This is a genomic window from Stappia sp. G46H5W (assembly GCF_058448995.1).
Genome location: NZ_JBZFLL010000006.1, coordinates 342006 through 363663, shown reverse-complemented (window position 1 = coordinate 363663; position 21658 = coordinate 342006). Strand labels below are relative to the sequence as shown.

At 68.2% G+C, this 21658-nt stretch carries 23 protein-coding genes and 1 tRNA gene; 15 read left to right on the top strand and 9 right to left on the bottom strand.

Annotated features, from left to right (window positions below):
• Window positions 1-71: 71 nt before the first annotated feature.
• The 3 genes from ACVJ6E_RS19965 to ACVJ6E_RS19955 all read left to right on the top strand — a co-directional run bounded on the left by ACVJ6E_RS19965 (window position 72) and on the right by ACVJ6E_RS19955 (window position 2784).
• Window positions 72-1256 carry a divergent polysaccharide deacetylase family protein gene (locus ACVJ6E_RS19965; protein WP_199681491.1) on the top strand — a complete coding sequence of 395 codons (1185 nt, stop codon included), beginning with the start codon at window positions 72-74 and terminating at the stop codon, window positions 1254-1256.
• 65 nt (window positions 1257-1321) lie between these two features.
• Window positions 1322-1822 carry an RNA pyrophosphohydrolase gene (locus ACVJ6E_RS19960; RefSeq protein ID WP_371811338.1) on the top strand — a complete coding sequence of 167 codons (501 nt, stop codon included), beginning with the start codon at window positions 1322-1324 and terminating at the stop codon, window positions 1820-1822.
• Between the two features lie 197 nt (window positions 1823-2019).
• Window positions 2020-2784, top strand: a complete 765-nt coding sequence (locus ACVJ6E_RS19955; RefSeq protein WP_120270434.1) for a glucose 1-dehydrogenase — start codon at window positions 2020-2022, stop codon at window positions 2782-2784.
• A 2-nt stretch (window positions 2785-2786) separates the two neighbouring features.
• Here ACVJ6E_RS19955 and queG read toward each other — a convergent pair whose 3' ends face one another.
• Window positions 2787-4067, bottom strand: a complete 1281-nt coding sequence (queG, locus tag ACVJ6E_RS19950) for a tRNA epoxyqueuosine(34) reductase QueG (RefSeq protein ID WP_120270436.1) — start codon at window positions 4065-4067, stop codon at window positions 2787-2789.
• Window positions 3965-4657, bottom strand: a complete 693-nt coding sequence (locus ACVJ6E_RS19945) for a glutathione S-transferase family protein (RefSeq protein ID WP_120270437.1) — start codon at window positions 4655-4657, stop codon at window positions 3965-3967. Before ACVJ6E_RS19945 ends, queG begins: the two co-directional genes overlap by 103 nt.
• Before the next feature lie 146 nt (window positions 4658-4803).
• On the opposite strand from ACVJ6E_RS19945, the gene ACVJ6E_RS19940 reads away from it, so the two are divergent.
• Complete coding sequence (locus ACVJ6E_RS19940) at window positions 4804-5610, top strand: undecaprenyl-diphosphate phosphatase (protein WP_120270439.1); 807 nt, start codon at window positions 4804-4806, stop codon at window positions 5608-5610.
• On the opposite strand, the gene ACVJ6E_RS19935 is transcribed toward ACVJ6E_RS19940, so the two are convergent.
• The gene (locus ACVJ6E_RS19935) at window positions 5593-6618 is read right to left on the bottom strand and encodes an HTH domain-containing protein (protein WP_120270441.1); all 1026 of its coding nucleotides are present in this window, start codon (window positions 6616-6618) and stop codon (window positions 5593-5595) included. The two genes, ACVJ6E_RS19940 and ACVJ6E_RS19935, sit on opposite strands and share 18 nt — an antisense overlap.
• Window positions 6619-6808: 190 nt before the next feature.
• Between ACVJ6E_RS19935 and ACVJ6E_RS19930 the strand changes: the two genes are divergently transcribed.
• Complete coding sequence (locus tag ACVJ6E_RS19930) at window positions 6809-7198, top strand: YjiS-like domain-containing protein (RefSeq protein WP_158592747.1); 390 nt, start codon at window positions 6809-6811, stop codon at window positions 7196-7198.
• Between the two features lie 84 nt (window positions 7199-7282).
• On the opposite strand, the gene ACVJ6E_RS19925 is transcribed toward ACVJ6E_RS19930, so the two are convergent.
• Entirely contained in the window at window positions 7283-8287 is a 1005-nt protein-coding gene (locus ACVJ6E_RS19925) for a complex I NDUFA9 subunit family protein (protein WP_185924027.1), read from the bottom strand.
• A gap of 312 nt (window positions 8288-8599) precedes the next feature.
• On the opposite strand from ACVJ6E_RS19925, the gene ACVJ6E_RS19920 reads away from it, so the two are divergent.
• From ACVJ6E_RS19920 to ptsN, 8 genes are all read left to right on the top strand, one after another.
• Window positions 8600-8686, top strand: a tRNA-Leu gene (locus ACVJ6E_RS19920).
• A gap of 249 nt (window positions 8687-8935) precedes the next feature.
• Window positions 8936-9571 (top strand): ribonuclease D, encoded by a 636-nt coding sequence (locus ACVJ6E_RS19915; RefSeq protein WP_120270445.1) that lies wholly within the window; start codon window positions 8936-8938, stop codon window positions 9569-9571.
• Between the two features lie 179 nt (window positions 9572-9750).
• Window positions 9751-10461 carry an LPS export ABC transporter periplasmic protein LptC gene (gene lptC, locus ACVJ6E_RS19910; RefSeq protein ID WP_199681493.1) on the top strand — a complete coding sequence of 237 codons (711 nt, stop codon included), beginning with the start codon at window positions 9751-9753 and terminating at the stop codon, window positions 10459-10461.
• Window positions 10458-11039, top strand: a complete 582-nt coding sequence (gene lptA / locus ACVJ6E_RS19905) for a lipopolysaccharide transport periplasmic protein LptA (RefSeq protein ID WP_120270447.1) — start codon at window positions 10458-10460, stop codon at window positions 11037-11039. The genes lptC and lptA overlap by 4 nt, the downstream gene beginning before the upstream one ends.
• A gap of 100 nt (window positions 11040-11139) precedes the next feature.
• Window positions 11140-11994, top strand: a complete 855-nt coding sequence (gene lptB / locus ACVJ6E_RS19900; RefSeq protein WP_120270449.1) for an LPS export ABC transporter ATP-binding protein — start codon at window positions 11140-11142, stop codon at window positions 11992-11994.
• A gap of 220 nt (window positions 11995-12214) precedes the next feature.
• Window positions 12215-13804 (top strand): RNA polymerase factor sigma-54, encoded by a 1590-nt coding sequence (gene rpoN / locus ACVJ6E_RS19895; protein WP_120270451.1) that lies wholly within the window; start codon window positions 12215-12217, stop codon window positions 13802-13804.
• Window positions 13805-14254: 450 nt separating this feature from the next.
• Window positions 14255-14833, top strand: a complete 579-nt coding sequence (gene hpf / locus ACVJ6E_RS19890) for a ribosome hibernation-promoting factor, HPF/YfiA family (RefSeq protein WP_120270453.1) — start codon at window positions 14255-14257, stop codon at window positions 14831-14833.
• Between the two features lie 90 nt (window positions 14834-14923).
• Window positions 14924-15388: a PTS IIA-like nitrogen regulatory protein PtsN gene (gene ptsN / locus ACVJ6E_RS19885; RefSeq protein WP_067223557.1), complete on the top strand. Its 465-nt coding sequence runs from the start codon at window positions 14924-14926 to the stop codon at window positions 15386-15388.
• Window positions 15389-15505: 117 nt separating this feature from the next.
• Here ptsN and ACVJ6E_RS19880 read toward each other — a convergent pair whose 3' ends face one another.
• Both ACVJ6E_RS19880 and ACVJ6E_RS19875 read right to left on the bottom strand, forming a co-directional pair.
• Window positions 15506-15763, bottom strand: a complete 258-nt coding sequence (locus tag ACVJ6E_RS19880) for a BQ00720 family protein (RefSeq protein WP_120270455.1) — start codon at window positions 15761-15763, stop codon at window positions 15506-15508.
• A 78-nt stretch (window positions 15764-15841) separates the two neighbouring features.
• The gene (locus tag ACVJ6E_RS19875) at window positions 15842-16270 is read right to left on the bottom strand and encodes an Hsp20 family protein (protein ID WP_120270732.1); all 429 of its coding nucleotides are present in this window, start codon (window positions 16268-16270) and stop codon (window positions 15842-15844) included.
• A 490-nt stretch (window positions 16271-16760) separates the two neighbouring features.
• Here ACVJ6E_RS19875 and ACVJ6E_RS19870 point away from each other — a divergent pair, with 490 nt between their 5' ends.
• Together ACVJ6E_RS19870 and ACVJ6E_RS19865 are read left to right on the top strand one after the other, a co-directional pair.
• Window positions 16761-17342, top strand: a complete 582-nt coding sequence (locus ACVJ6E_RS19870; RefSeq protein ID WP_245164937.1) for a hypothetical protein — start codon at window positions 16761-16763, stop codon at window positions 17340-17342.
• 15 nt (window positions 17343-17357) lie between these two features.
• On the top strand, window positions 17358-19043 hold the full coding sequence (locus ACVJ6E_RS19865; RefSeq protein ID WP_120270458.1) for a methyl-accepting chemotaxis protein: 1686 nt from the start codon (window positions 17358-17360) through the stop codon (window positions 19041-19043).
• A gap of 115 nt (window positions 19044-19158) precedes the next feature.
• On the opposite strand, the gene ACVJ6E_RS19860 is transcribed toward ACVJ6E_RS19865, so the two are convergent.
• From ACVJ6E_RS19860 to ACVJ6E_RS19850, 3 genes are read right to left on the bottom strand one after another with little or no spacing between them, the layout of a single operon-like run.
• Window positions 19159-19596 carry a VOC family protein gene (locus ACVJ6E_RS19860; RefSeq protein ID WP_158592748.1) on the bottom strand — a complete coding sequence of 146 codons (438 nt, stop codon included), beginning with the start codon at window positions 19594-19596 and terminating at the stop codon, window positions 19159-19161.
• A gap of 19 nt (window positions 19597-19615) precedes the next feature.
• The gene (locus ACVJ6E_RS19855; RefSeq protein ID WP_120270733.1) at window positions 19616-20386 is read right to left on the bottom strand and encodes a glucose 1-dehydrogenase; all 771 of its coding nucleotides are present in this window, start codon (window positions 20384-20386) and stop codon (window positions 19616-19618) included.
• A 7-nt stretch (window positions 20387-20393) separates the two neighbouring features.
• Window positions 20394-21656: a dihydrolipoamide acetyltransferase family protein gene (locus tag ACVJ6E_RS19850; RefSeq protein WP_120270462.1), complete on the bottom strand. Its 1263-nt coding sequence runs from the start codon at window positions 21654-21656 to the stop codon at window positions 20394-20396.
• Window positions 21657-21658 lie beyond the last annotated feature (2 nt).

The following is a 21658-nucleotide window of genomic DNA, read 5'->3' as shown; positions in this document are numbered from 1 at the left end:
TCAACGACCGGATGCGGGCGCCCTGGGGAGGGGAGCCCGCTTCCGCCCGTCTTGAAAGCGGATGAGGCACCATGGCGGGAAATGACCTCTCGACTCCCCTCGGGCTGAGCAAGAAGAAATATCTCAATCTGCCGCTCGGGCTGATCGGCGCCGGCATGATCACCCTGCTGGGCCTGACCGTGCTTGTGTGGATCGGCGTTGTCGACGACCCGCTCGGCGGCGAGCCCACCGCGTCGATCCCCCTGGAACGCTCCCTCGACGGCCTGACCGCCCGCGATTTCGGCGTGGTGGAGATCCGCCCGACCCTGCCCGACCAGAGCGAGGACGGCGACCAGGTCGCTGCGGCCGAAGACGAATCGCTCGGGCCGCGCTTCGAACCCAAATCCATCGACAACCAGGACAGCGCGCCCGCGACCGACCGGGCCATGCCGTCGCTGGCCAGCGGACAGGGACTGTCCGAACGCCCCGACGCGCGGGTGAGCGAAAGCGGGCCGCACGGCAAGCTGCCGACCGTCTCGGAGGGCGGGCTGCGGCCGCTCGACATCTACGCCCGGCCCGTCGGCCAGTCCTTCGCCTCCGTTCCCAAGATCGCAATCATCGTCGGCGGCCTCGGCCTGTCGCAGACCAGCACCCAGGCGGCGATCGACCGGCTGCCGCCGGACATCACCCTCGCCTTCGCGCCCTACGGCTCCAGCATCGACCGCTGGATGCAGCAGGCCCGCCGCGCCGGCCACGAGCTGCTGCTGCAGCTGCCGATGGAGCCGTTCGACTATCCCGACAACGATCCGGGCCCGCACACGCTGCTGGTCAGCAACGCGCCGGGCGAGATGCAGGACCGCCTGTCGTGGCTGCTCAGCCGGATCAGCAACTATGTCGGCGTGATGAACTACATGGGCGCCCGTTTCACCGCCTCGGAAAACTCGTTGAAACAGCTGTTGGGAGAGGTGACCCGGCGCGGGCTGATGTATGTCGACGACGGTTCGTCCTCGCGCAGCGTGGCCGGGGCGACGGCAAACGGCTTGCGCACGCCCTACTCCCACGCGGACCTGGTCATCGACGATGTGCCGCGGCCCAAGGACATCACCGCCCGGCTGCTCCAGCTGGAAGGCACCGCACGGGCGCGCGGCATCGCCGTCGGCGTCGCCAGCGCGCTTCCCGTGACCATCGACGAGCTGGAGAGATGGTCGCGCGACCTGGAAGAGCGCGGGCTGCAGCTCATCCCGATCAGCGCCTCGATCGACCGCGCCGGCCAGTAGCACCCTGCCGGCCGCGGCCGATCCCCTCTTTCCCTCCCGTCCACGATCCTCAGGAGACCTGCCGCGTGCTCAGCCCCGCCGCCCTGCCCGACTACCGCCCCTGCGTGGGCGTGATGCTGCTCAATGCCGACGGCCTGGTGTGGGCCGGCAAGCGCACGCCGGAGGGCGGGGTCGATCCCGACTATTGCTGGCAGATGCCCCAGGGCGGCATCGATGCGGGCGAGGACCCGCTGGTGGCCGCCCGCCGCGAGCTCTACGAGGAGACGGCGATCCGCTCGATCTCGCTGATCGCGGAGGCGCCCTCGTGGTTCTCCTACGACTATCCCGCCGACATCGTGCCGCTGCGCCACAAGGCCCGCTACAAGGGCCAGACGCAGAAGTGGTTCGCCTTCCGCTTCGAAGGCGAGGAGAGCGAGATCGACATCCTGACACCCCCGGACGGCCACAAGCCGGAATTCAGCGAGTGGCGCTGGCAGCGGGCCGAAGAGCTGCCCGGCCTCGTCATCCCGTTCAAGCGCGCGGTCTACGAAGGCGTGGTACAAGCCTTTTCCGCCTTCACCCGCTAAGCCCCCTTCGGCCATGCGCACAGGCCAGCGTGTTCCCGCACGCCGGCCAATCGGCCATGGCGCCCGGCGCCCCCGCCTGCCATGATCCGGCATCCGCGCCTGCGGGCCGCGCCCTTGCGGCCCCGCGCGATCCAGCCCGAGCGGCGCCTTCCCTGAGGCACGTCCCGCTCCGGCGCAACATGCTCACGGGGGACACCATGACACTTTCAGCGGACCTGTCCGGCAAACGGATGCTGATCACCGGCGCCTCGAGCGGGCTCGGCTCCCATTTCGCGCGGGTCGCGGCACGGGCCGGCGCCTCCATCGTCGTGGCCGCACGGCGCCAGGACCGGCTCGACGCGCTGGTGAGCGAGCTGCGCGAGCTCGGCGCACCGAAGGCGGCGGCGCTGGCGCTCGATGTCGGCGACGGGGCGGCGATCCATGCCTGTCTTGCCGGCGCGGTCTCGGCGCTCGGCGGGCTCGACATTCTCGTCAATAATGCCGGCATCGCCCGGGCCGGCCTTGCCGTCGACCAGACGGCGGAGGATTTCGACGCGGTGATGTCGGTCAACCTGCGCGGGGTCTGGCTGATGGCGATCTCCGCCGCCCGCCACTGGCGCGAGACGGAAACGCCCGGCAACATCGTCAACATCGCCTCGATCCTGGGCGAGCGGGTCAGCATGGGTACCGCCTGCTATGCGGTCTCCAAGGCCGGCGTCGTGCAGATGACGCGGGCGCTGGCGCTGGAATTCGCGCGGCTGAACGTGCGGGTCAACGCGCTGGAGCCGGGCTATTTCGAGACGGAAATCAACCAGGGCTATTTCGACACCGACGCCGGCAAGGCAATGATCCGGCAGGTCCCCATGCGCCGCATCGGCCAGTACGAGGATCTCGACGGGCCGTTCCTGCTGCTGGCGAGCGACGCCTCGAGGTTCATGACCGGAGCGGCGATACCGGTCGACGGCGGCCACATGCTGGCCTGAGATCAGTCCGGCCCGGCCGCCCCCTCCTCGGCGGCGGCAAGGGCCGCCTGCCATTCCTCGCGCACCTCCTCGTCCTGCTCCCCTGCCAGCGCGGCGGCGGCGAGGGCGGCAAAGCGTGCCGGCGGCAGCAGGCGCGAGGCCGCCCACACGGCGGCTCCGCGCACCAGCGGGCTGTCGTCGGCGAGCAGCGGCTCGACCCTTGCCACAAGCGCGGGCGAGCCGGAATTGCCGGCGGCGACCAGCACATTGCGCAGGAAGCGGTCGCGGCCGATGCGCTTGATCGGCGAGCCGGAAAAGAGGGTGCGGAACGCCGCATCGTCCAGCTGCAGAAGGTCGGCGAGCGCAGGCGCGCGCAGCTCGTCGCGGGCAACGAGGCGCGCCTCGCGCGCCTCGACCGCGAACTTGTTCCAGGGACAGGCGGCAAGGCAGTCGTCGCAGCCATAGATGCGGTTGCCCATGGCGGGGCGGAAGGCGCGCGGGATCGGTCCCTTGTTCTCGATGGTGAGATAGGAGATGCAGCGGCGCGCATCGAGCCGGTAAGGCGCAGGGAACGCTTCCGTCGGGCAGACTTCCAGGCAGGCCCGGCAGGAGCCGCAATGGTCGGTCTCGGCCTCATCCACCGGCAGCTCCAGATCGGTGAAGATCTCGGCGAGGAAGAACCACGAGCCGAGGCGGCGCGAGACGAGATTGGTGTGCTTGCCCTGCCAGCCGAGGCCGGCCTGCTGGGCCAGCGGCTTTTCCATCACCGGGGCGGTGTCGACGAAGACCTTCACCTCGCCTTCGCCGAGCCCCATGCGCCGGGCCTGCGCCAGTAGGTGCTGCGCCAGCTCCTTGAGCCGGCCCTTGATGATGTCGTGATAGTCGCGGTTGCGGGCATAGACGGAGATGGTCGCCTGCTCGCGCGCGGCGAGCGTCGCCAGGGGATCGTCATCCGGCGCGTAGGACAGGGCCAGGCTGATCACCCGGCGCGCATCCGGCCACAGAGCCTGCGGCGCCGCGCGGCGCTCCGCCGTCTCGGCCATCCACTCCATCGAGCCATGATGGCCCTCGGTGATGAACCTTGCGAGGTTTTCGGAGGTCCGGGGCGGTGCATCGGCGAGGGCGACGCGCATGTCGTCAAAGCCGAGCGCCCGCGCCTTTTCGGAGAGCGAGGCCTTCAGCCGGGCCGCCTGCTGCGGGCTCAGAAGTCCAGGTCGGCGTAGACCGGCGCCGGCGGCATGCCCAGCATCTTCTCCGCCAGCAGCGGACGGAAGCTCGGACGCGACTTCATCCGCGCGTACCATGCCTTGACGTTTTCCTCCTCCGCCCATGGCACCTCACCCATATAGTCGGCGCAGGACAGCTCCGCCGCCACGGCGAAGTCGGCGAAGGACAGGCGCTCGCCCGCCAGCCAGTTGCGCGAGGCGGCAAGATAGCCGAAATAGCGCAGATGGTGGCCGATATTGGAGCGCGCAGCGCGCAGGATGGCCGAATCCGGCGATCCCCCGCCCTGCGAGGACGGCATGTCCTGCTTGTAGATGCGCTCGCGCACGAAGGGGCCGATCACCTCGTTGTCGAGCTTGTTGACCGCCCAGTCGACCAGCCGCCGGGTCTCGGCCCGCGCATCCGGATGGTCGGGCATCAGCCGGCGGTCGCCGACCGCATAGCCGCGCGTCTCGTCGAGATATTCCATGATGGCGAAGGCCCCGCACACGGGCGGGCCGTCGTTTTCCCGCAGCACCGGCAGGGACCCGGCCGGATTGAGCATCAGGAACTCGCGGCGGCGCTCCCAGGGGCGCTCGGTGACGAACTCCACCTTTGCGCCGTATTCGGCCAGCACAAGCTGGACGAAACGCGACTGGGGCGAGAACGGATGGCGATACAGCGTCAGCATAAGAGGATCGTAACCGGTTACGGTTAATCAAACGGTGCAGAGCGGGCAGCACCGTTGCCAGGGGCCCCGTATACGCCGCACCACGCCGTCGTACAACGCGGCAATTCCCGCAAGGAACCCCCGCAAGGAACCGGAGAGTCCAGCCCATGCAATCGGAGACGCTCGTCGGAGCGCTGATCCTCGGCCTCGTCGAGGGCCTGACCGAGTTCATTCCCGTGTCCTCCACCGGACACATCCTGCTGCTCGGACATTTCATCGGATTCGAGAGCACCGGCAAGACCTTCGAGGTGCTGATCCAGCTCGGCGCCATTCTGGCCATCCTGTCCGTCTATTTCCACCGCCTGTGGACCATCGCGATGGCGCTGCCGCACCAGGCGCAGGCGCGGCGCTTCGTCGCCGGCATCCTGCTCGCCTTCCTGCCGGCGGCGGTGATCGGCGTTTTCGCCCACAGCTTCATCAAGGAAGTGCTGTTCGAATCGCCGGCGCTGATCTGCACCACGCTGGTGCTCGGCGGCATCGCGCTGCTGGCCGTCGACCGGATGAAGCGGCCGCCGCGCTACGACGACGTGATGAACTATCCGCTGTGGCTGTGCCTGGCCATCGGCTTCTTCCAGACGCTGGCCATGGTGCCGGGCGTCTCGCGCTCCGGCTCGACCATCGCCGGCGCGCTGCTGCTGGGCACGGACAAGCGCTCTGCGGCGGAGTTTTCGTTCTTCCTGGCGATGCCGACCATGGCGGGCGCCTTCGCCTACGATCTCTTCAAGAACCGCAACATCCTGTCGGTCGACGACGTGACCATCATCGCCGTCGGTTTCGTCGCGGCCTTCGTCACCGCCGTCTTCGTGGTGCGCGGCCTGCTCGACTTCGTCAGCCGGCACGGTTTCGCGCCCTTCGCCTGGTGGCGCATCGGCGTCGGCCTTGCCGGTTTCGCCGGCCTATATCTCTTCGGCTGAGGCCTCCGCCGCCATCGCCGCCAGCTCCCGCGCGAGCCGGCGGCGCAGCTCGTCCGGGGCAAGCAGGCGCGCCCCCGGCCCGAGCCAGCGCACCAGCGGCAGGATCACCTCGGCATCGGTGCTGGGGATGCGCACCTCCAGAAGACCGCGTCCCGCACCCTCCCCGTCCTGCATGCCGAAGATCGCGTGGCGGTAGTACCAGTCGCGCTGCAGGCGCTCGGCCTGCTCGCGCGTGACGAGAAGCCGGCTGACCCGCCCCTCGCCCTCCCAGCGGCGCATGGCGCGCGACAGCCAGGCGCGGCCGATCTGGCTCTGCACCGAGAGCGCGGCACGCGGTCGGAAGGCGAAACCGGAAACCTCGATCTGCCGCACCCGGTCGGCACGAATCAGCCGCTCCGAGCCCAGGTCGACATCGTGGCCGAACAGGTACCAGCGGTCGCGGTCGAACAGGATGCCGTGCGGCTCCATGTCGTAGTCGACGCTGCGGCCGCGATAGGGGTTCTCGTGGGTCAGACGCACGCGCTTTGAGGCGAGAAGCCCCTGCATGAAACGATCGACGGCAAGCTGGGTGTCGCCATCGCCGACCCCGTCCGGCTCGGGATGGAAGATGTCGGCGGGCGGGCACTCGATGCCGACGATGCGCTCCCCTTGTCCGAAGAGCTCGCGCGCGGCACGTGGCAGGGAGGCCAGCAGCTTCGCCTCGGCCGCATCCAGCTCCGACAGGAGCGGCGTCGCGCGCAGGCCGCGCACCAGGGCCAGCGCCACCAGCAGGGCCGCCGTCTCGCCGCGGGTCAGCGCCACCGGCGGCTGCAGATAGTCGCGCGCCAGCCGGTAGCCGCCCTCCGCCCCGCGCTCGGCCTCCACCGGAATGCCCAGCGCCAGCAGCCGGTCGACATCGCGGTAGATGGTGCGCACGGACACGTCGAATCGCTCCGCCAGCTCGGCCGCGCTGCGCTGGCCGCCGGTCAGCAGCAACAGGATGCCGAGCGCCCGTTCGATGGCGTTCATCGCTCTCTTCTCCCGAAGGTTCGGCCGCCTCAGGGGCCGAAAAAATCACCTGCCATCACAAGGCCGGAACATACCTGACGCGCTGGTGTCAGGTATCACCCGTCATCCTGCTTCGCATCGCCGCTTTCCACAACGCAGCGCCCTCACCGGGCCTCACGGGAAACGCGGCCAGGCAACAGGAGAGCCAGCCATGACCGACATGCGCGTGAACAGGACGGGGGCCATCAAGACGGGGGCCATCAGGACCGCTTCGGTCGAGACCTGCCCCGCCCGCAATACAGCACCGAAGAACGGGCGCAGGGCGCCCGACCCGTACGACTTTCCCACGCCCCCGCGCTTCCTGCCGGCACTGCTGCTGGCGCGGGCGGCACGGGCCCTCGCCGCCCGCTGGCGGCGCTGGCGCTCGGTGCGCCGCACGCAGGCCGCGCTGGAGCGGCTGGACGAGGCGGGACTGCGCGATATCGGCCTGTCGCGCGGCTATTTCGGCTACGAGCCGGATGACGGGCTGAGCCGCCGCGAGCGGCAGCGTATCCGCCGGCTCGGCTCGGATTTCGGCCTGTGGCGGCACGGGCTCGACTGATGCGGGCTTCAGCGGAAAGACAACGAGCCGGAGCGGCGATCAACCGCTCCGGCTCGCGAGCATTTCGCGTCAATGAAACGGCGATCAGACCTCGGGGCCGGCCGTCATGCGGTTGGCGTCGTACTGGCCGTGCTCGCGGAAGCGCTCCAGATAGGTCGGCAGGATCGCGGCAAGGGTGCGCGGCTCGACGCCGAGCGCCTTGAGCGTGCGCCCTTCGGCTTCGGCCTTCTCCGAGACCACGTTGTCGACCTTCAGCATCTCGACCTGATCGACCGTGAGCAGCGGCTTGGGCAGCAGCTGCAGGAAGCGTGCCTGGATGCGGGCCACGCCGAAAGGCAGCGGCACCAGCACCCGCTTGCGGCGAATCACCTTGAGCATGGTCTCGAGGCACTCGCGGAAGGAGAGCACTTCCGGCCCGCCGAGCTCATAGACCGTGCCCGGCGCCAGCTCGCCGTCGACCGCGCGCGCCACCATCTCGGCAACGTCGCCGACGAAGACCGGCTGGAACTTCGTGACGCCGCCGCCGATCAGCGGCAGCACCGGCGACATGCGCGCCATGGAGGCGAAGCGGTTGAAGAAATCGTCCTCCGGGCCGAAAACGATGGAGGGGCGCAGGATCACCGCCTGCGGCGCGGTCTCCAGCACCGCCTGCTCGCCGGCCGCCTTGGAACGGGCATAGGCCGCGGGCGAATCGGCATCGGCGCCGATGGCCGACAGATGCACCACCCGGTCGATGCCGGCAGCGCGCGCCGCCTCGGCGACCGCACGCGGGCCGAAGGACTGCACCGCGTCGAAGGTCTGGGCGCCGGCCTCAAAGAGAATGCCGACGAGATTGACCACCGCATCGGAGCCGACCACCGCCCGGTCGACCGACCAGCGATGACGCAGGTTGGCCTGCACCGGCATGATCTGGCCGACGGCGCCGAGCGGCTGCACGTGTTCGGCAAGATCGGGGCGGCGCACCGCGACGCGAACGCGGTAGCCGCGCCGGGCCAGCGCCCGGACCACATGGCGGCCGATGAAGCCGGACCCGCCGAACACGGTGACGAGCTTGCCGTTCAGGGCCTTCGAACCAGATGCCGCGGACATGACCGTCGCTCCCTCTGTGACCATTCGTGCTTCATGGGGCGCAGGCCCCGGATGTCGGCGGGTGGTGCCCCGGGTCGCCGCTGCCGGCGCCACCCGTCACGCCGCCGGATTGCGAATCTCTCAGGGCGGGACTCGTCCTGCCAACGCGGCGCCGATTCGCGGCGCCTGACCGTAGGAAGCCGGAAATCCCGCCTGCCCGGTCTCAATAGCCCTTGCACCGGCGTCTGTGAAGGCCGGTTTTGCACATACGCAGGCGGTTTCAAAAACCCCCGTTGACAAGCCCGCAAGCGTTCCTTACAAGCCCGCCTCACAGCCCAGGTGGCGGAATTGGTAGACGCACTAGCTTCAGGTGCTAGCGCTCGCAAGGGCGTGGAGGTTCGAGTCCTCTCCTGGGCACCAAATTCGTCTCGGACATGCCAATAGGTCCGAGGCACACGAGAAAGGTCCGGTTCGCCGGGCCTTTTTTCGTTTTGGCGGGCCTTGCGATGCCCGACCTTGCAGACGCGGTGTCATACTGCGTGCGTTTCCGCCGCAAAACCGCTGCCGGCATCGCCTCTCGCATGATGGACGCGGCCGAAAAACGCCGATATCAAGAGCGTCACTTTCGACAAGGCACTGAACACGCATCCCGCCCGGAGGCACCTTTTCATGACCATCCGCCTGCATCGCGGCGACCTGCCCGACCTCGCTTCGCCCGAAATGGCCGCCTACCGGACCGCCAGCGCCGTGGCGATCGACACCGAGACGCTCGGCCTCAAGCCGCATCGCGACCGGCTTTGCGTGGTGCAGCTCTCGGCCGGAGACGGCAGCGCCGACGTGGTGCAGATCGCCAGCGGCCAGACCAGCGCACCGAATCTCGCAAAGCTCCTGGGCGATCCCGCCAAGACCAAGCTGTTCCACTTCGCCCGCTTCGACGTCGCCGTGCTGTCGCACGGGCTCGGCATCGACTGCGCGCCGGTCTGGTGCACCAAGATCGCCTCGCGGCTGGTGCGCACCTATACCGACCGGCACGGGCTGAAGGATCTCGCCCGCGAGCTGATCGGCGTGGAGATCTCCAAGCAGCAGCAGAGCTCCGACTGGGCCGCAGAGACCCTGACCGACGCGCAGCTCGCCTATGCCGCCTCCGACGTGCTCTACCTGCACGCGCTGAAGGACAAGCTGGCCGAGCGGCTGGAGCGCGAGGGCCGCACGCAGATCGCCGAGGCCTGCTTCCGGTTCCTGCCGACCCGCGCCGCGCTCGATCTCTCCGGCTGGGACGATACGGACATCTTCGCCCACAGCTGAGGCCGCCCCCGGCGGCCCGCGAGGAACGGACGACAGCCGCGCCGCTCCGGGGAAGGAAGACAGCACGCACGGGCGTGCCTATATAGGGGCAGGACCACAGGCACGGGGCGACGGGCGCCCCCTGCCGGATTTGCCCGAATGGCAGACAGGCGCTGACAGGACCGACGGACGGATACGGCTTGGACCAGGAGGCCTACAGACTGCAGCCCGCCTTCGACGGGCAGGATCTCGGCGGGCCCGAAGATGCGGGCGCGTACGATCCCGCACGCGAGGCAGCCCGCCGCGATGCCGCGCGCAAGGCGTCGCGCCGGCACAGCCGCCACGTGCGCGGCCTGCGCGTGCTGGTGCCCGGGCTCGGCGTCCTGCTGATGCTGGCCATCGTCGCGATGATCGCCGTCAGCAACTATCTCTCCGGCCTCGGCTTCGGCGCCGTGACCATCACCGCCGACGGCCTGGTGATGGACAGTCCCGAACTGTCGGGCCACGACGGCGAACGCTCCTACAAGGTGTCGGCGAGCCGGGCGATCCAGCGCATCAGCGACCCGCGCATCATCGACCTGGAACGGATCGTCGCCGACCTGCGCCTGTCGGCCGACCAGCAGGTCCGCATTGTCGCCGCACGCGGCACGTATAACAGCTTCGAGGAAACCTTGAGGCTCGCCGATGGCGTCGATGTCACCACCAATGGCGGCGAGACGGCACGGTTCGGCACGCTCGACGCCAACCTGAAGACCGGCCATCTGCGCAGCGAGGAAAAGACGCTGCTCACCTCCTCCTTCGGCTCGCTGACCGCCGGACGGATGCGTTTCGACCAGGACGCGGGTACACTGACCTTCACCGACGGCATCTCCATGACGGTGATGCCGCCGAACGCGGAGAAAGCTCCATGATCCCATCGCGGCACAGCCTGCCCGCCCTTTCCGCCCGCCTCGCGGCCGCAGCGGGGGCCGCCCTTCTCGGCCTCGCGCTCGCCGCCGGCAGCGCCGGGGCGCAGACCTTTTCCGACGCCTTCGCCGGCTTCGGCTCCAACGAACGCGAACCGATCCAGATCGAGGCGCGCGAGCTGCAGGTGCAGGACAAGAGCCAGAGCGCGGTGTTCAGCGGCGATGTGGTCGTCACCCAGGGCGATGCGATGCTGAAGACCCAGCGCCTGGTCGTGCATTACGACGGCTCCGCCGCCGGCGGCGTCAACCAGCGCATCTCCAAGCTGGAGGCGAGCGGGCGCGTCTACATTTCCTCCAAGGACCAGACGGCGACCGGCGAGCGCGCCACCTTCGACATGAACCGGCAGCTGATGGTGATGACCGGCGGCGAGGTGGTGCTGTCGCAGGGGCCGAACGTGGTGGTCGGCAACAAGCTGACGGTCAACCTGAAGACCGGCAAGGCGGACCTGGAAGCGAAGAACACGGGCCGGGTCAAGGTGCTGATCCAGCCGAACTCGCTGCGCGAGACCACGCCGCAGAACTGACGCGGGCGGGCGCGCCGCCGGCCGTTCGTGCGGGGCCTCGGCCGCGCAGCGGATTGAACGGCGGCCGCCTTTCATGCAAATAGGCAGCAGCAAGACGAGAATGACGAGGCGGTCCGCGAGGGCCCGCGCCACGCAGACCTGGACCGACCCCTTGAAAATCCTCTCCATCTTCCGCCAGGGCACGCAGGACCGGACCGACGAGGCCGCACAGCCGTACGATCCGGCGAGCGAGGACGGGCTGCTCGTCGTCGACGGCATCGGCAAGAGCTACAAGCGGCGCCAGGTGGTTCGCCATGTCAGCCTGATGGTCCAGCGCGGCGAGGCGGTCGGCCTGCTCGGCCCCAACGGCGCGGGCAAGACCACCTGCTTCTACATGATCACCGGGCTGATCCAGCCCGACCACGGCACCATCCGCCTCGACGGCTTCGACATCACCCGTTTGCCGATGTATCGGCGTGCGCGGCTCGGCATCGGCTATCTGCCGCAGGAGGCCTCGATCTTCCGCGGCCTCTCGGTGGAGGACAACATCCGCGCCGTGCTGGAAGTGGTGGAGCCGGACCGCAAGCAGCGCCAGCACGATCTGGAGTCGCTGCTGGAGGAATTCGGCGTCACGCATCTGCGCGACTCTCCCGCCATCGCCCTTTCGGGCGGCGAGCGGCGGCGCGTCGAGATCGCCCGGGCGCTGGCGAGCCGCCCGACCTTCATGCTGCTCGACGAGCCCTTTGCCGGCATCGACCCGATCGCCGTCGGCGACATCCAGCAGCTGGTGCGCCATCTCACCCATCGCGGCATCGGCGTCCTGATCACCGATCACAACGTGCGCGAGACGCTCGGCCTCATCGACCGGGCCTATATCATCGCGGCCGGCGAAGTGCTGACGGAAGGCTCGCCCTTCGAGATCGTCGCCAACCCGGACGTGCGCCGGCTCTATCTCGGCGAGCAGTTTACGCTTTGATGCGAAAACTCCCTTAGGCTACAAAGCAAGAAGCGGACCAATCGCACCGGGGGCAGGTGCGACGCGTGCCCGCATGCGCGGCAGACATCGCGCGCGCGGCAGGCAGGATCCGGGGAGCCGGCGGACGGGGGCATGTCCGCCGCTGCAACCGTGCAGGCGCGCGCCTGGAACGGCCGCAGACCTTTGCATCGAAACGCCCCGCAGCAGTCCGGGAGCCTTCATGGCGCTATCGCCGAAGCTCGAGATCCGCCAGGGCCAGACCCTGATCATGACGCCGCAGCTGATGCAGGCGATCAAGCTGCTGCAGATGTCGTCGCTCGACCTGACGAGCTATGTCGAAGCGGAAATGGAGCGCAACCCGCTGCTGGAGCGCGCCGACGGCGAGGGCGGCCCCGGCGAGGGCGAAGGCAGCAGCGAGGGAGCGGGCGAACGCGAGGCGGGCGAGGCCCCCTCTTCCGGCAACGAGGGCGGCAACGAGGGCAGCGGCGAGGGCGATGGCGACGTCTGGCTGAGCTCGGAGCTGTCCGACAGTTCCCGCGACATCGCCCAGCGCCTCGACACCGATCTCAGCAACATCTATCCCGACGATCCCGGCACCGGCCGGGCGGAGGCGGGTGCGGGCGACGCGCAGCAGCGCGACCCCTGGCAGACCGGCTTGACGACACGCACCGGCTCGGGCGGCGCCTCGGAGGATTACAATCTGGAGGCCTTCGTCGCCTCCGACGTGTCGCTGCAGCAGCATCTCGGCGACCAGATGGTGCTGGCCATCGCCGATCCGGTGGAGCGTCTCGTCGCCCAGGTGCTGATCGACAACCTGGACGACGCCGGCTACCTGCGCCTCGACCTCGATGACACGGCCGAGAAGATGGGCATCGAGCGGGCACGGCTCGACGGCATCCTGACCGTGCTGCAGACGCTGGAGCCCACCGGGGTCTTCGCCCGCTCGCTCGCCGAATGCCTCAAGCTGCAGCTGATCGAGAAGAACCGCTTCGACCCGGCGATGGAAAAGCTGATCGAGAACATCGACCTGCTGGCGCGCCACGACCATGCGGCGCTGCGCCAGGTCTGCGGCGTCGACGACGAGGACCTGAAGGAGATGATCGCCGAACTGAAGGCGCTCGACCCCAAGCCGGGCAGCTCCTTCGGCGAAACGCTGATCCAGCCGGTGGTGCCGGACGTGATCGTGCGCCGGGCGCGCGACGGCGGCTGGTCGGTGGAGCTGAACACCGACACCTTGCCCAAGGTGCTGGTCAACCAGACCTATTACGCCCATATCAGCCGGCAGGCGCGCGACGAGGCGGAAAAGACCTTCCTCACCGAATGCCTGCAGACCGCCAACTGGCTGGCCAAGAGCCTCGACCAGCGGGCGCGCACGATCCTGAAGGTGGCGAGCGAGATCGTCCGCCAGCAGGACGCCTTCCTGGTGCACGGCGTCCAGCATCTGCGGCCGCTGAACCTGCGGACCATCGCCGAGGCGATCTCGATGCACGAGTCCACCGTCAGCCGGGTGACCTCGAACAAGTACATGGCAACGCCGCGCGGCATCTTCGAGCTGAAATACTTCTTTTCCGCCGCCATCGCCTCCGCCGGCGGAGGCGATGCCCATTCCGCCGAAGCGGTGCGGCACCGCATCAAGGTGCTGATCGACGCGGAAAACCCCGACGACATCCTCTCCGATGACACGATCGTCAAAATGTTGAAGGACGAGGGGATCGACATTGCCCGCAGAACGGTTGCAAAATACCGGGAGTCCCTGCGCATCGCCTCCTCCGTCCAGAGACGGAGGGAGAAGAAGGCAGGCAGGGGCTGAATCCAGCGCGCACGCCGCAGCCGCGGCGTCGGGCCGGGGCGGCAGGGAAAGGCAGGGTGGCAATGAAACCCTTGTTTCTTCAGGCACTTGGTGAGGCCATCGGCCTCCGGGCCGGCCACTGCCGCAATGCCGTGAGCCGGACTCCATTTGACTTCACGCAGCCGCACGCTTATAGACCCGCGCTCATGCGTGCCGGAAACGGCCCGCATGGTCGTATCGCGCGCAAGGACAGCGTCTTGGACGCGATCCGGGCGCGAGAGGCGGCCGGCAGACGAACCGCCGGAAGGCGCCGTGCTGCAGGCAAGACCCCGAACCGGGATGCAATAGGTCGGGTTGCGGATATCAATTCGGAGCCCGGTTTGTCACAGTGGGGTCGCCCATGATGAAACTGGCGGGAATCACGCCATAATCAGGCATGGGTCGGTACGACCAAAACAAGAAGAGGTTCTCATGACACTGCGGATATCGGGAAAGAACGTCGATGTCGGCGATGCTTTGCGGACGCATATCGAGGATCGCGTCGCTGAAGCCATCTCGAAATATTTCGACGGCGGCTATACCGGCCACGTGACGGTCGGGCGCGAAGGATCCGGTTTCCGCTCCGAATGCCTCCTCCACCTCGACACCGGCATTGACCTGCAGGTGTCGGGCGACAGCCAGGACCCGCGCCAAAGCTTCGATGCCGCCGCAGAGCGGATCGAAAAGCGCCTGCGCCGCTACAAGCGCAAGCTCAAGGATCATCACGCCAATGGCGCGGCCAACGGGCGCGAGGTGTTCGAGGCGACCTCCTATGTCCTTGCTTCCGTTGAGGAGGACGAAGAGGTCCCGGCCGACTTCACCCCGCTGGTGATCGCAGAGACCGCCGCCAAGGTGAAGACCATGACCGTCGGCATGGCGGTGATGCAGCTCGATCTGGCGGAAGCACCCGTGGTGGTGTTCCGCAATGCCGGCAGCGGGACGGTGAACGTCGTCTACCGCCGCAAGGACGGCAATTACGGGTGGATCGACCCGGACAACGCAGCCCGATAGACCATCAACGCAATCCGGCCCGCCGCATCCCCTCAGCGGGATGCGGCGGCGCGCCGGTTGCTTTCCGTTTCTCGAACCAAGAGTCGCCTTATGGATCTCAACGATCTCATCACATCGAAAGCGATCGTTCCGAGCCTGAAAGCGAACAGCAAGAAGCAAGCGCTCCAGGAACTCGCCGCCAAGGCCGCGGCCGTCACCGGCCTGCCCGAACGGGATGTCTTCGATACGCTGTTGCAGCGCGAACGCCTCGGTTCCACCGGGGTGGGCAACGGCATCGCCATTCCCCATGGCAAGCTCGTCCGCCTGGACAAGCTTGTCGGCCTGTTTGCCCGTCTGGAGCGTCCCATCGATTTCGATGCGCTGGACGACCAGCCGGTCGATCTTGTGTTCGTCCTGCTCGCGCCGGAAGGTGCCGGCGCAGATCACCTCAAGGCACTCGCCCGCATCGCCCGGCGCATGCGCGACCCCGGTACGGTCGCCAAGCTGCGCGCCACCAGCGATGCCGACGCGCTCTATTCCATCCTGACCCAGCCGGTCGCCTCCAACGCGGCCTGAGGGCCAGGAGCGCGCAGCTGACGCCCGGACATGAAAAAGGCCCCGGTTCCGCGATGGAGCCGGGGCCTTTTCATGTCGTTGAGGGATGGGATCGGAAGATCCGGGATGCGCCCCTCGTCAGTGCAGCGCCACCGTGTGGAGCTGGTGCTCGGCCGCATTGGCCAGCGCCGTCTCGCGGCTGTCGGACAGCATGATCGGCGTTCCGTCCGCGTTGAGCAGAACCCACAGGTTCAGCCCCGGGCGCATGCGCGGCGCCTGCGGAAACAGCGTGGTCAGGTCGTCGGAGGTCATCGCCTTCACATAGGCGATCTCCCCCGTGCCGAGAGCCTGGAATTCGCCGGGCTTCATGGTGAAAGTCTGTTCGTCACACGTCATGGCATCGCTCCTTTCGCGTGGCCGGCAATGCGCCGCACCACCGCTCCGGTCCGTGCATCGTCGGGATCGGTTGCGGGGTCAGTCCCGCGCGTCGATCTCGATGCGGCGCACGATACGCTCGGGTTCCGGGCGGATGAGATCGATGGAAAGCAGGCCGTCCTTCAGTTCCGCGCCCAGGATCTCGATCCCTTCGGCAAGAACGAAGGCCCTTTGGAACTGTCGGGCCGCGATGCCGCGATGCAGAAACTGCCGCGTCTTGTCGTCTTCCTGGCGTCCGCGGATCACGAGCTGGCTTTCCTCGACGCTGACGTCGAGCTGGTCCCGGGTAAAGCCGGCGACCGCCAGGGTGATGCGGATGATCTCGCCACGCGTCTCGGTCTTGGGCAGGCGCTCGATATTGTACGGCGGGTAGCCGTCATTCGCGCCCTTGCTGACCCTGTCGAGCATCCGTTCCAGATCCTCGAAACCCAGAAGCAGGGGAGAGGAAAACGCAGACATACGCGTCATATGCTTCAAGCCCTTTTGCAAAGCGGCCCAATTCCAAACGATCCGTCCGCCGGCTGACCGGCCAGACCGGAGCGTCCAACACGCCGGACCCTGACGGCATCCGGCCGGAACACACGCGTTCCGTCTCGTCATATATGGCGAGAGCGGCTGTGGAGTTCAAGAAAGGGCTTCGGCAAGGGCCTCGGCGGGACCGTTCAGCCCCCTCCTGCCGGGGGATTGGACCGATACTTGCTAGGGTGATCGCGGTTGCTTTTCTCCCGCAAGATCGGGCCTGTGGAAGACCTGAGAACTGTCCCAAGGTCAAATCTGGCAAAGCTCCACAACTCCTGAATTGCACAAATTTTTGCCAGCAACCTGCCAACTATTTGTTCTCATTGCACAAAAATTATATTTCCCCGCCTAAAGGTTCCTTTAACCCGGAGAGAGGAAGCCTCAATCGATCCGATTGTGGACAGGAGCCTTCCAAATGCGACGCCTTGCGGGAATTTTCTTGTTGTCGTCCCTCGTGCTGAGCGGACAGGCGGCGGCCGAGCCGCCGGTACCCGACATCAAGGCACTGGTCGACGATGCATTCATCGCCCAGACCCGCGAATGGCTCGCCAACCCGATCGTGGCGCTGTCGATCAACGCGCAGAACGAGCTGCGCGGCAATCTCAGCCAGGCGGAAATCGACGCGCTGGACCAGCAGTGGGTGGCCGAGCGCGAGAGCAACGACAAGCCGCTGATCTCGGCGACGCTGTCCGCGCCCCTGTCCATCTACCTGCTCCGCGTCCAGGCCAAGACCCTCGGGCTCTATACCGAGATCTTCGTGATGGATGCCAACGGCCTCAATGTCGGGCAGAGCTCTATCACCGGCGACTACTGGCAGGGCGACGAGGCGAAGTTCCAGAAGACCTTCCCCAATGGCGCCAATGCCGTGTTCCTCGACGAGCCGGAGTGGGATGGCGATCGCAAGATCTGGGTCGCCCAGCTCAACCTGACGATCGCCGACGAAACCTCCAAGCCGATCGGCGCTGCCACCGTCGAGCTCAACCTTACCGAGCTCGCGCGCCGCGCGGCTCCTGCCAGCTAAGCCGGGACTGACATCATGCTCGCCAAGCTTTCGGTTTCCACCAAGGGCGCAATCGCCTTCTCGTGTCTGGCGCTGATCGGCGCCGTCGGCGGCGCCATCACCTGGTCCAAGACCATCTCTGCCGCCGATGCGGTCACCCAGGCCGAACAGGTGACGGCGATCTCGCGCGATGCCGACGAACTGCGCGAGGCCGTTCTGGAACAGGCCTTGTGGGTGAAGAACTTCCTGCTGACCGGCAACCGGGACTGGGTCGGCAAGGTCGAGAGCCAGACCACGGCCATTTCCGGCCGGATCGACGAACTGAAGGCAAGCCTTGCCTCGCTCGACGGCTCGCTTGCCGGCCAGGCCGACACGATCCGCACCGCCTGGAACGGCTGGCACACTGACTTCGCCAGCGAGCAGATCCGCCTGATGCGGGTGCCCGAAACGGTCGATCTCGCCCGTGCCATGGAGCTGACGCCAACCGGTGCCGGCCTGCTCAATGCGACGTTCGACGGCGTGACACAGCTCCAGGCGACCTTGCAGAACCGCGAAACCGCCCTGCTGGCACAGCAGCGTGCAGAGCTTGCCTCCGCCCAGATGATCGCGCTCGGCAGCGGCGTTCTCATCACGCTCTTTGCCGCCATTCTCGGCTACCTGAACTTCGCCATCGTCTCGCGGCCGCTCGCAAGGCTCGCCGACGTGGTGCGCAAGCTCGCCGACGGCGACACGAACGAGGAGATCGACCTCGGCAACCGTGCCGACGAGATCGGCCGCATGGGCAATGCGCTCGGCGTGTTCCGTGCCAACCTGATCCGCACCCGCGAGTTGGAGGAAGAGACCGAGCAGGCCCGCCTCGACGCAGCCGAGCGCCGGCGCATCGAGATGGAGCGCGTTGCGGCGAACTTCGAGGAAACGGTGATGACCATCACCCGCGAGATGATCGGCGGGCTGGAAACGCTGAACGGCACGGCCGGCGCGCTGGCCGATATCGCCGAGGGCACGACGCGCCAGGCGCTGTCGGTCTCCTCCGCCTCGCAGCAGGCGACCGAGAACGTCAACACCGTCGCCAGCGCCACCGAGGAGCTGTCCGCCTCCATCGCCGAGATCAACGAGCAGGTGCATGCCTCCTCCAAGGTGGTGACCGAGGCCTCCACCGAGGTCGAGCGGTCCAACCAGGCGGTGAGCAAGCTGCAGCAGGTGGTGGCGCGGATCGGCGACGTGACGAAGCTGATCACCGACATTGCCGAGCAGACCAACCTGCTGGCGCTCAACGCCACCATCGAGGCGGCACGCGCCGGCGAGGCGGGACGCGGCTTCGCCGTCGTCGCCTCCGAGGTCAAGGCACTGGCCGAGCAGACCGCCAAGGCGACCGAAGAGATCGACACGCAGATTTCCGAGATGCGCCATGCGGCCGACGATTCCATCGTCGCCACCGGTTCCGTTGCCGAGATGGTCCAGACCATCCGTCAGCGCACCTCGGCGATGGCGGCCGCGACGGAGCAGCAGAACGCGGCGACCAACGAGATCGCCCGTAATGTCGCCGAGGCGGCCCAGGGCACGCGCAGCGTCAGCGGCTCGATCATCGAGGTCAGCGAGCAGGCCAACCACACCGGCACGCTCAGCAACGAGATGCGCGAGTCCATCCGCGACCTGCACGACCGCTCCAGCCGGATGCAGACGGCGATGAACGAGTTCCTCTCGACCATCCGCGCGGCCTGACCGGACGCATCGACAAAACACCGAACGCCCGCGAGGAGGTTCCTCGCGGGCGTTCGTGCATCCTGCGCCCGGCCGGGCACCGGCAGCAGGACAATCCGGATCGGCAGCGGCGGGGTTACCGCTCGATCAGCTCCAGCACGACACCGTCGCCGGGATTGCGCAGATAGGCGATGCGCTTGCCCTTGTTCGGGCCGGCGCTGACCACCACCACATCGCCGAGAAGATCCAGCGACCACTCGGCGCAGCGCTTCAGCATCTCGTCCATGTCGTCGACATCGAAACCGAGATGCAGGGAGCCGAGGTCGCAGGGACGCGGGCGGAAGTCGCCGCGCTCTTGCGGTGCCGAGTAGCACAGCAGCTCCACCGTCGCCGTGCCGTTGCGCATATAGGCGATCTCCACCTCGCAGCCGTCGACGCCGATCACCCGCGAGATGGTGCCTGGGTCGCGCGGCGCGCGCGAGACTGTCTCGAAGCCGAAGAGATCGCGGAACATCGCCTCGGAACGGTCGAGGTCGGCCACCGTGATGCCGGTGTGGTTTTGCGTGACGGACATGGATCCTCCCATAATGTCGTCAGTGGGCGAGATAGCCGCCGTCGACGGGCAGCACATGGCCGGTGACCATGGCCGCCGCCGGGGCGCACAGATAAAGCACGGCCGCGGCCGCGTCACGCAGGGTGGCGAAACGGCCGAGCGGCATGGACGCGAGCAGCGGTTCGGAAACGCCCGGCTGGTCGAGGAACGCCCGGTTGAAGTCCGTGCGGATCCAGGTCGGCGCGACCGCATTGACGCGGATGCCGAGCGGCCCCCACTCCATCGCCAGCCCGCGGGTCAGGTTGACCATCGCGCCCTTGGACGCGTGGTAGGAGGCGATGGGATAGAAGCCGCCGCCGGACAGCGCCATGATCGAGGCGATGTTGACGATGGCCCCGCCGCCCTTCGCGGCCATGCCGGGCTGGACGAGACGGCTCAGCTCGAACGCCGCGTCCAGGTTGACCGCCATCGCCTGCCGCCACATGTCGGGCGTCAGCTCGGTCGCCGGCACGCGCTGCACCAACGCGGCATTGTTGACCAGGATATCCGGCGCACCGGCCCAGTCCGACACCTCCTCGACCACGGCCGGCAGGCGCGCCGGCTCGGCAATGTCGGCGGTGACGGCAAGACAGCGCACCCCGCCGGCCCGAAGGCCGGCCACGGCCGCCTCCAGCGCCTCACCGTCCCGGTCGACCAGCGCCACGGCGGCGCCCGCCTCGGCAAGCAGCCGCGCGCTTTCCAGCCCGATGCCGCGCGCCCCGCCGGTGATCAGCGCGACGCGGCCGGTGAGGTCGAACAGCTCCTCCAGCATCGCCATCTCACGAGGCCAGCAGCAGGGGCGTCTCGATCAGGGTCTTGAGCTGCTGCAAGAGCTGCGCCCCCACCGCCCCGTCGATGGCGCGATGGTCGACCGACAGGGTCAACCGCAAGCGCTGCACCTCGACCGCCTGGCCGTCGCGCAGCGCCAGCTCGGTCTCGGTGGTGCCGACCGCAAGGTTCATGCTCTGCGGCGGATTGATGATCGCCGAGAACGCACTGACGCCGTACATGCCGAGGTTGGACAGACCGGCAAGACCGCCGGAATACTCCTCCGGCATCAGCCGGCCGGCACGAGCCCGGGCAATGGCATCGCGCGCGGCCTGCGACAGGGCGCCGGGCGACAGCCGGGCGGCGTCGCGCAGGATCGGCGTGATCAGCCCGCCCTCGAGCGCGACGGCAAGGCCGATGTCGACGCTGGTGTGACGCACCAGGCCTGCCTCGCTCCAGGTCACCATGGCATCGGGCGTGCGGGCGATGGCCAGCGCATAGGCCTTCATCACCAGGTCGTTGACCGTCAGCCTGGCGTCCGAGCCGGAGGCCGCCAGCGCAGCGTTCAGCTCCTTGCGCAGCGCCAGCAGGGCATCGGCCTCGCAGCGGACCTCCAGATAGAAGTGCGGGACGGTCTGCTTGGCCTCGACCAGCCGCTGGGCGATGGTCCGGCGCATCGCCGTGTGCGGCTCCACCTCGCCGGCAGGGACCGCCTGCGGCGCGGGAGCGGCAACAGGCGCAATAGCGGGAGCCGGAACGGGTGCCGGTGCGGGCCGCTCGGCCGCCTCGCGGATGTCGGCGGCGAGGATCCTGCCCTTCGGGCCGGTGCCGCGCAGGCCTTGCGTCTCCACGCCCATCTCGCGCGCCAGACGGCGGGCCAGCGGCGAGATCCGCCGGGGCGGCGCGTCCGGATCAACGGCCGGCGCGGAAACCGCGACCGGTGCCGGAGCGGGAACGGGCTCCGCAACGGCTGCAGGCGCAGGGGCGGCAACGGGCGCGGGCGCCTGAGCCGGTTCGACTGCCGGTTCGACTGCGCCGCTGGCCAGGATCCCGATCGGGGTCTCCACCGGCACGTCGGCGGTGCCGCCCGGCACGAGGATCGTCTCGAGCACGCCGTCGGCCGGCGCCTCGATGTCCATCGCCGCCTTGTCGGTCTCCAGCTCGGCGAGAATGTCGCCCTGCCGCACCCGGGTCCCGGGTTCGACATGCCAGCGCACCAGCTTGCCCGAGGTCATCGAGGGCGAGATGGCCGGCATCAGGATGTTGATGCTCATGG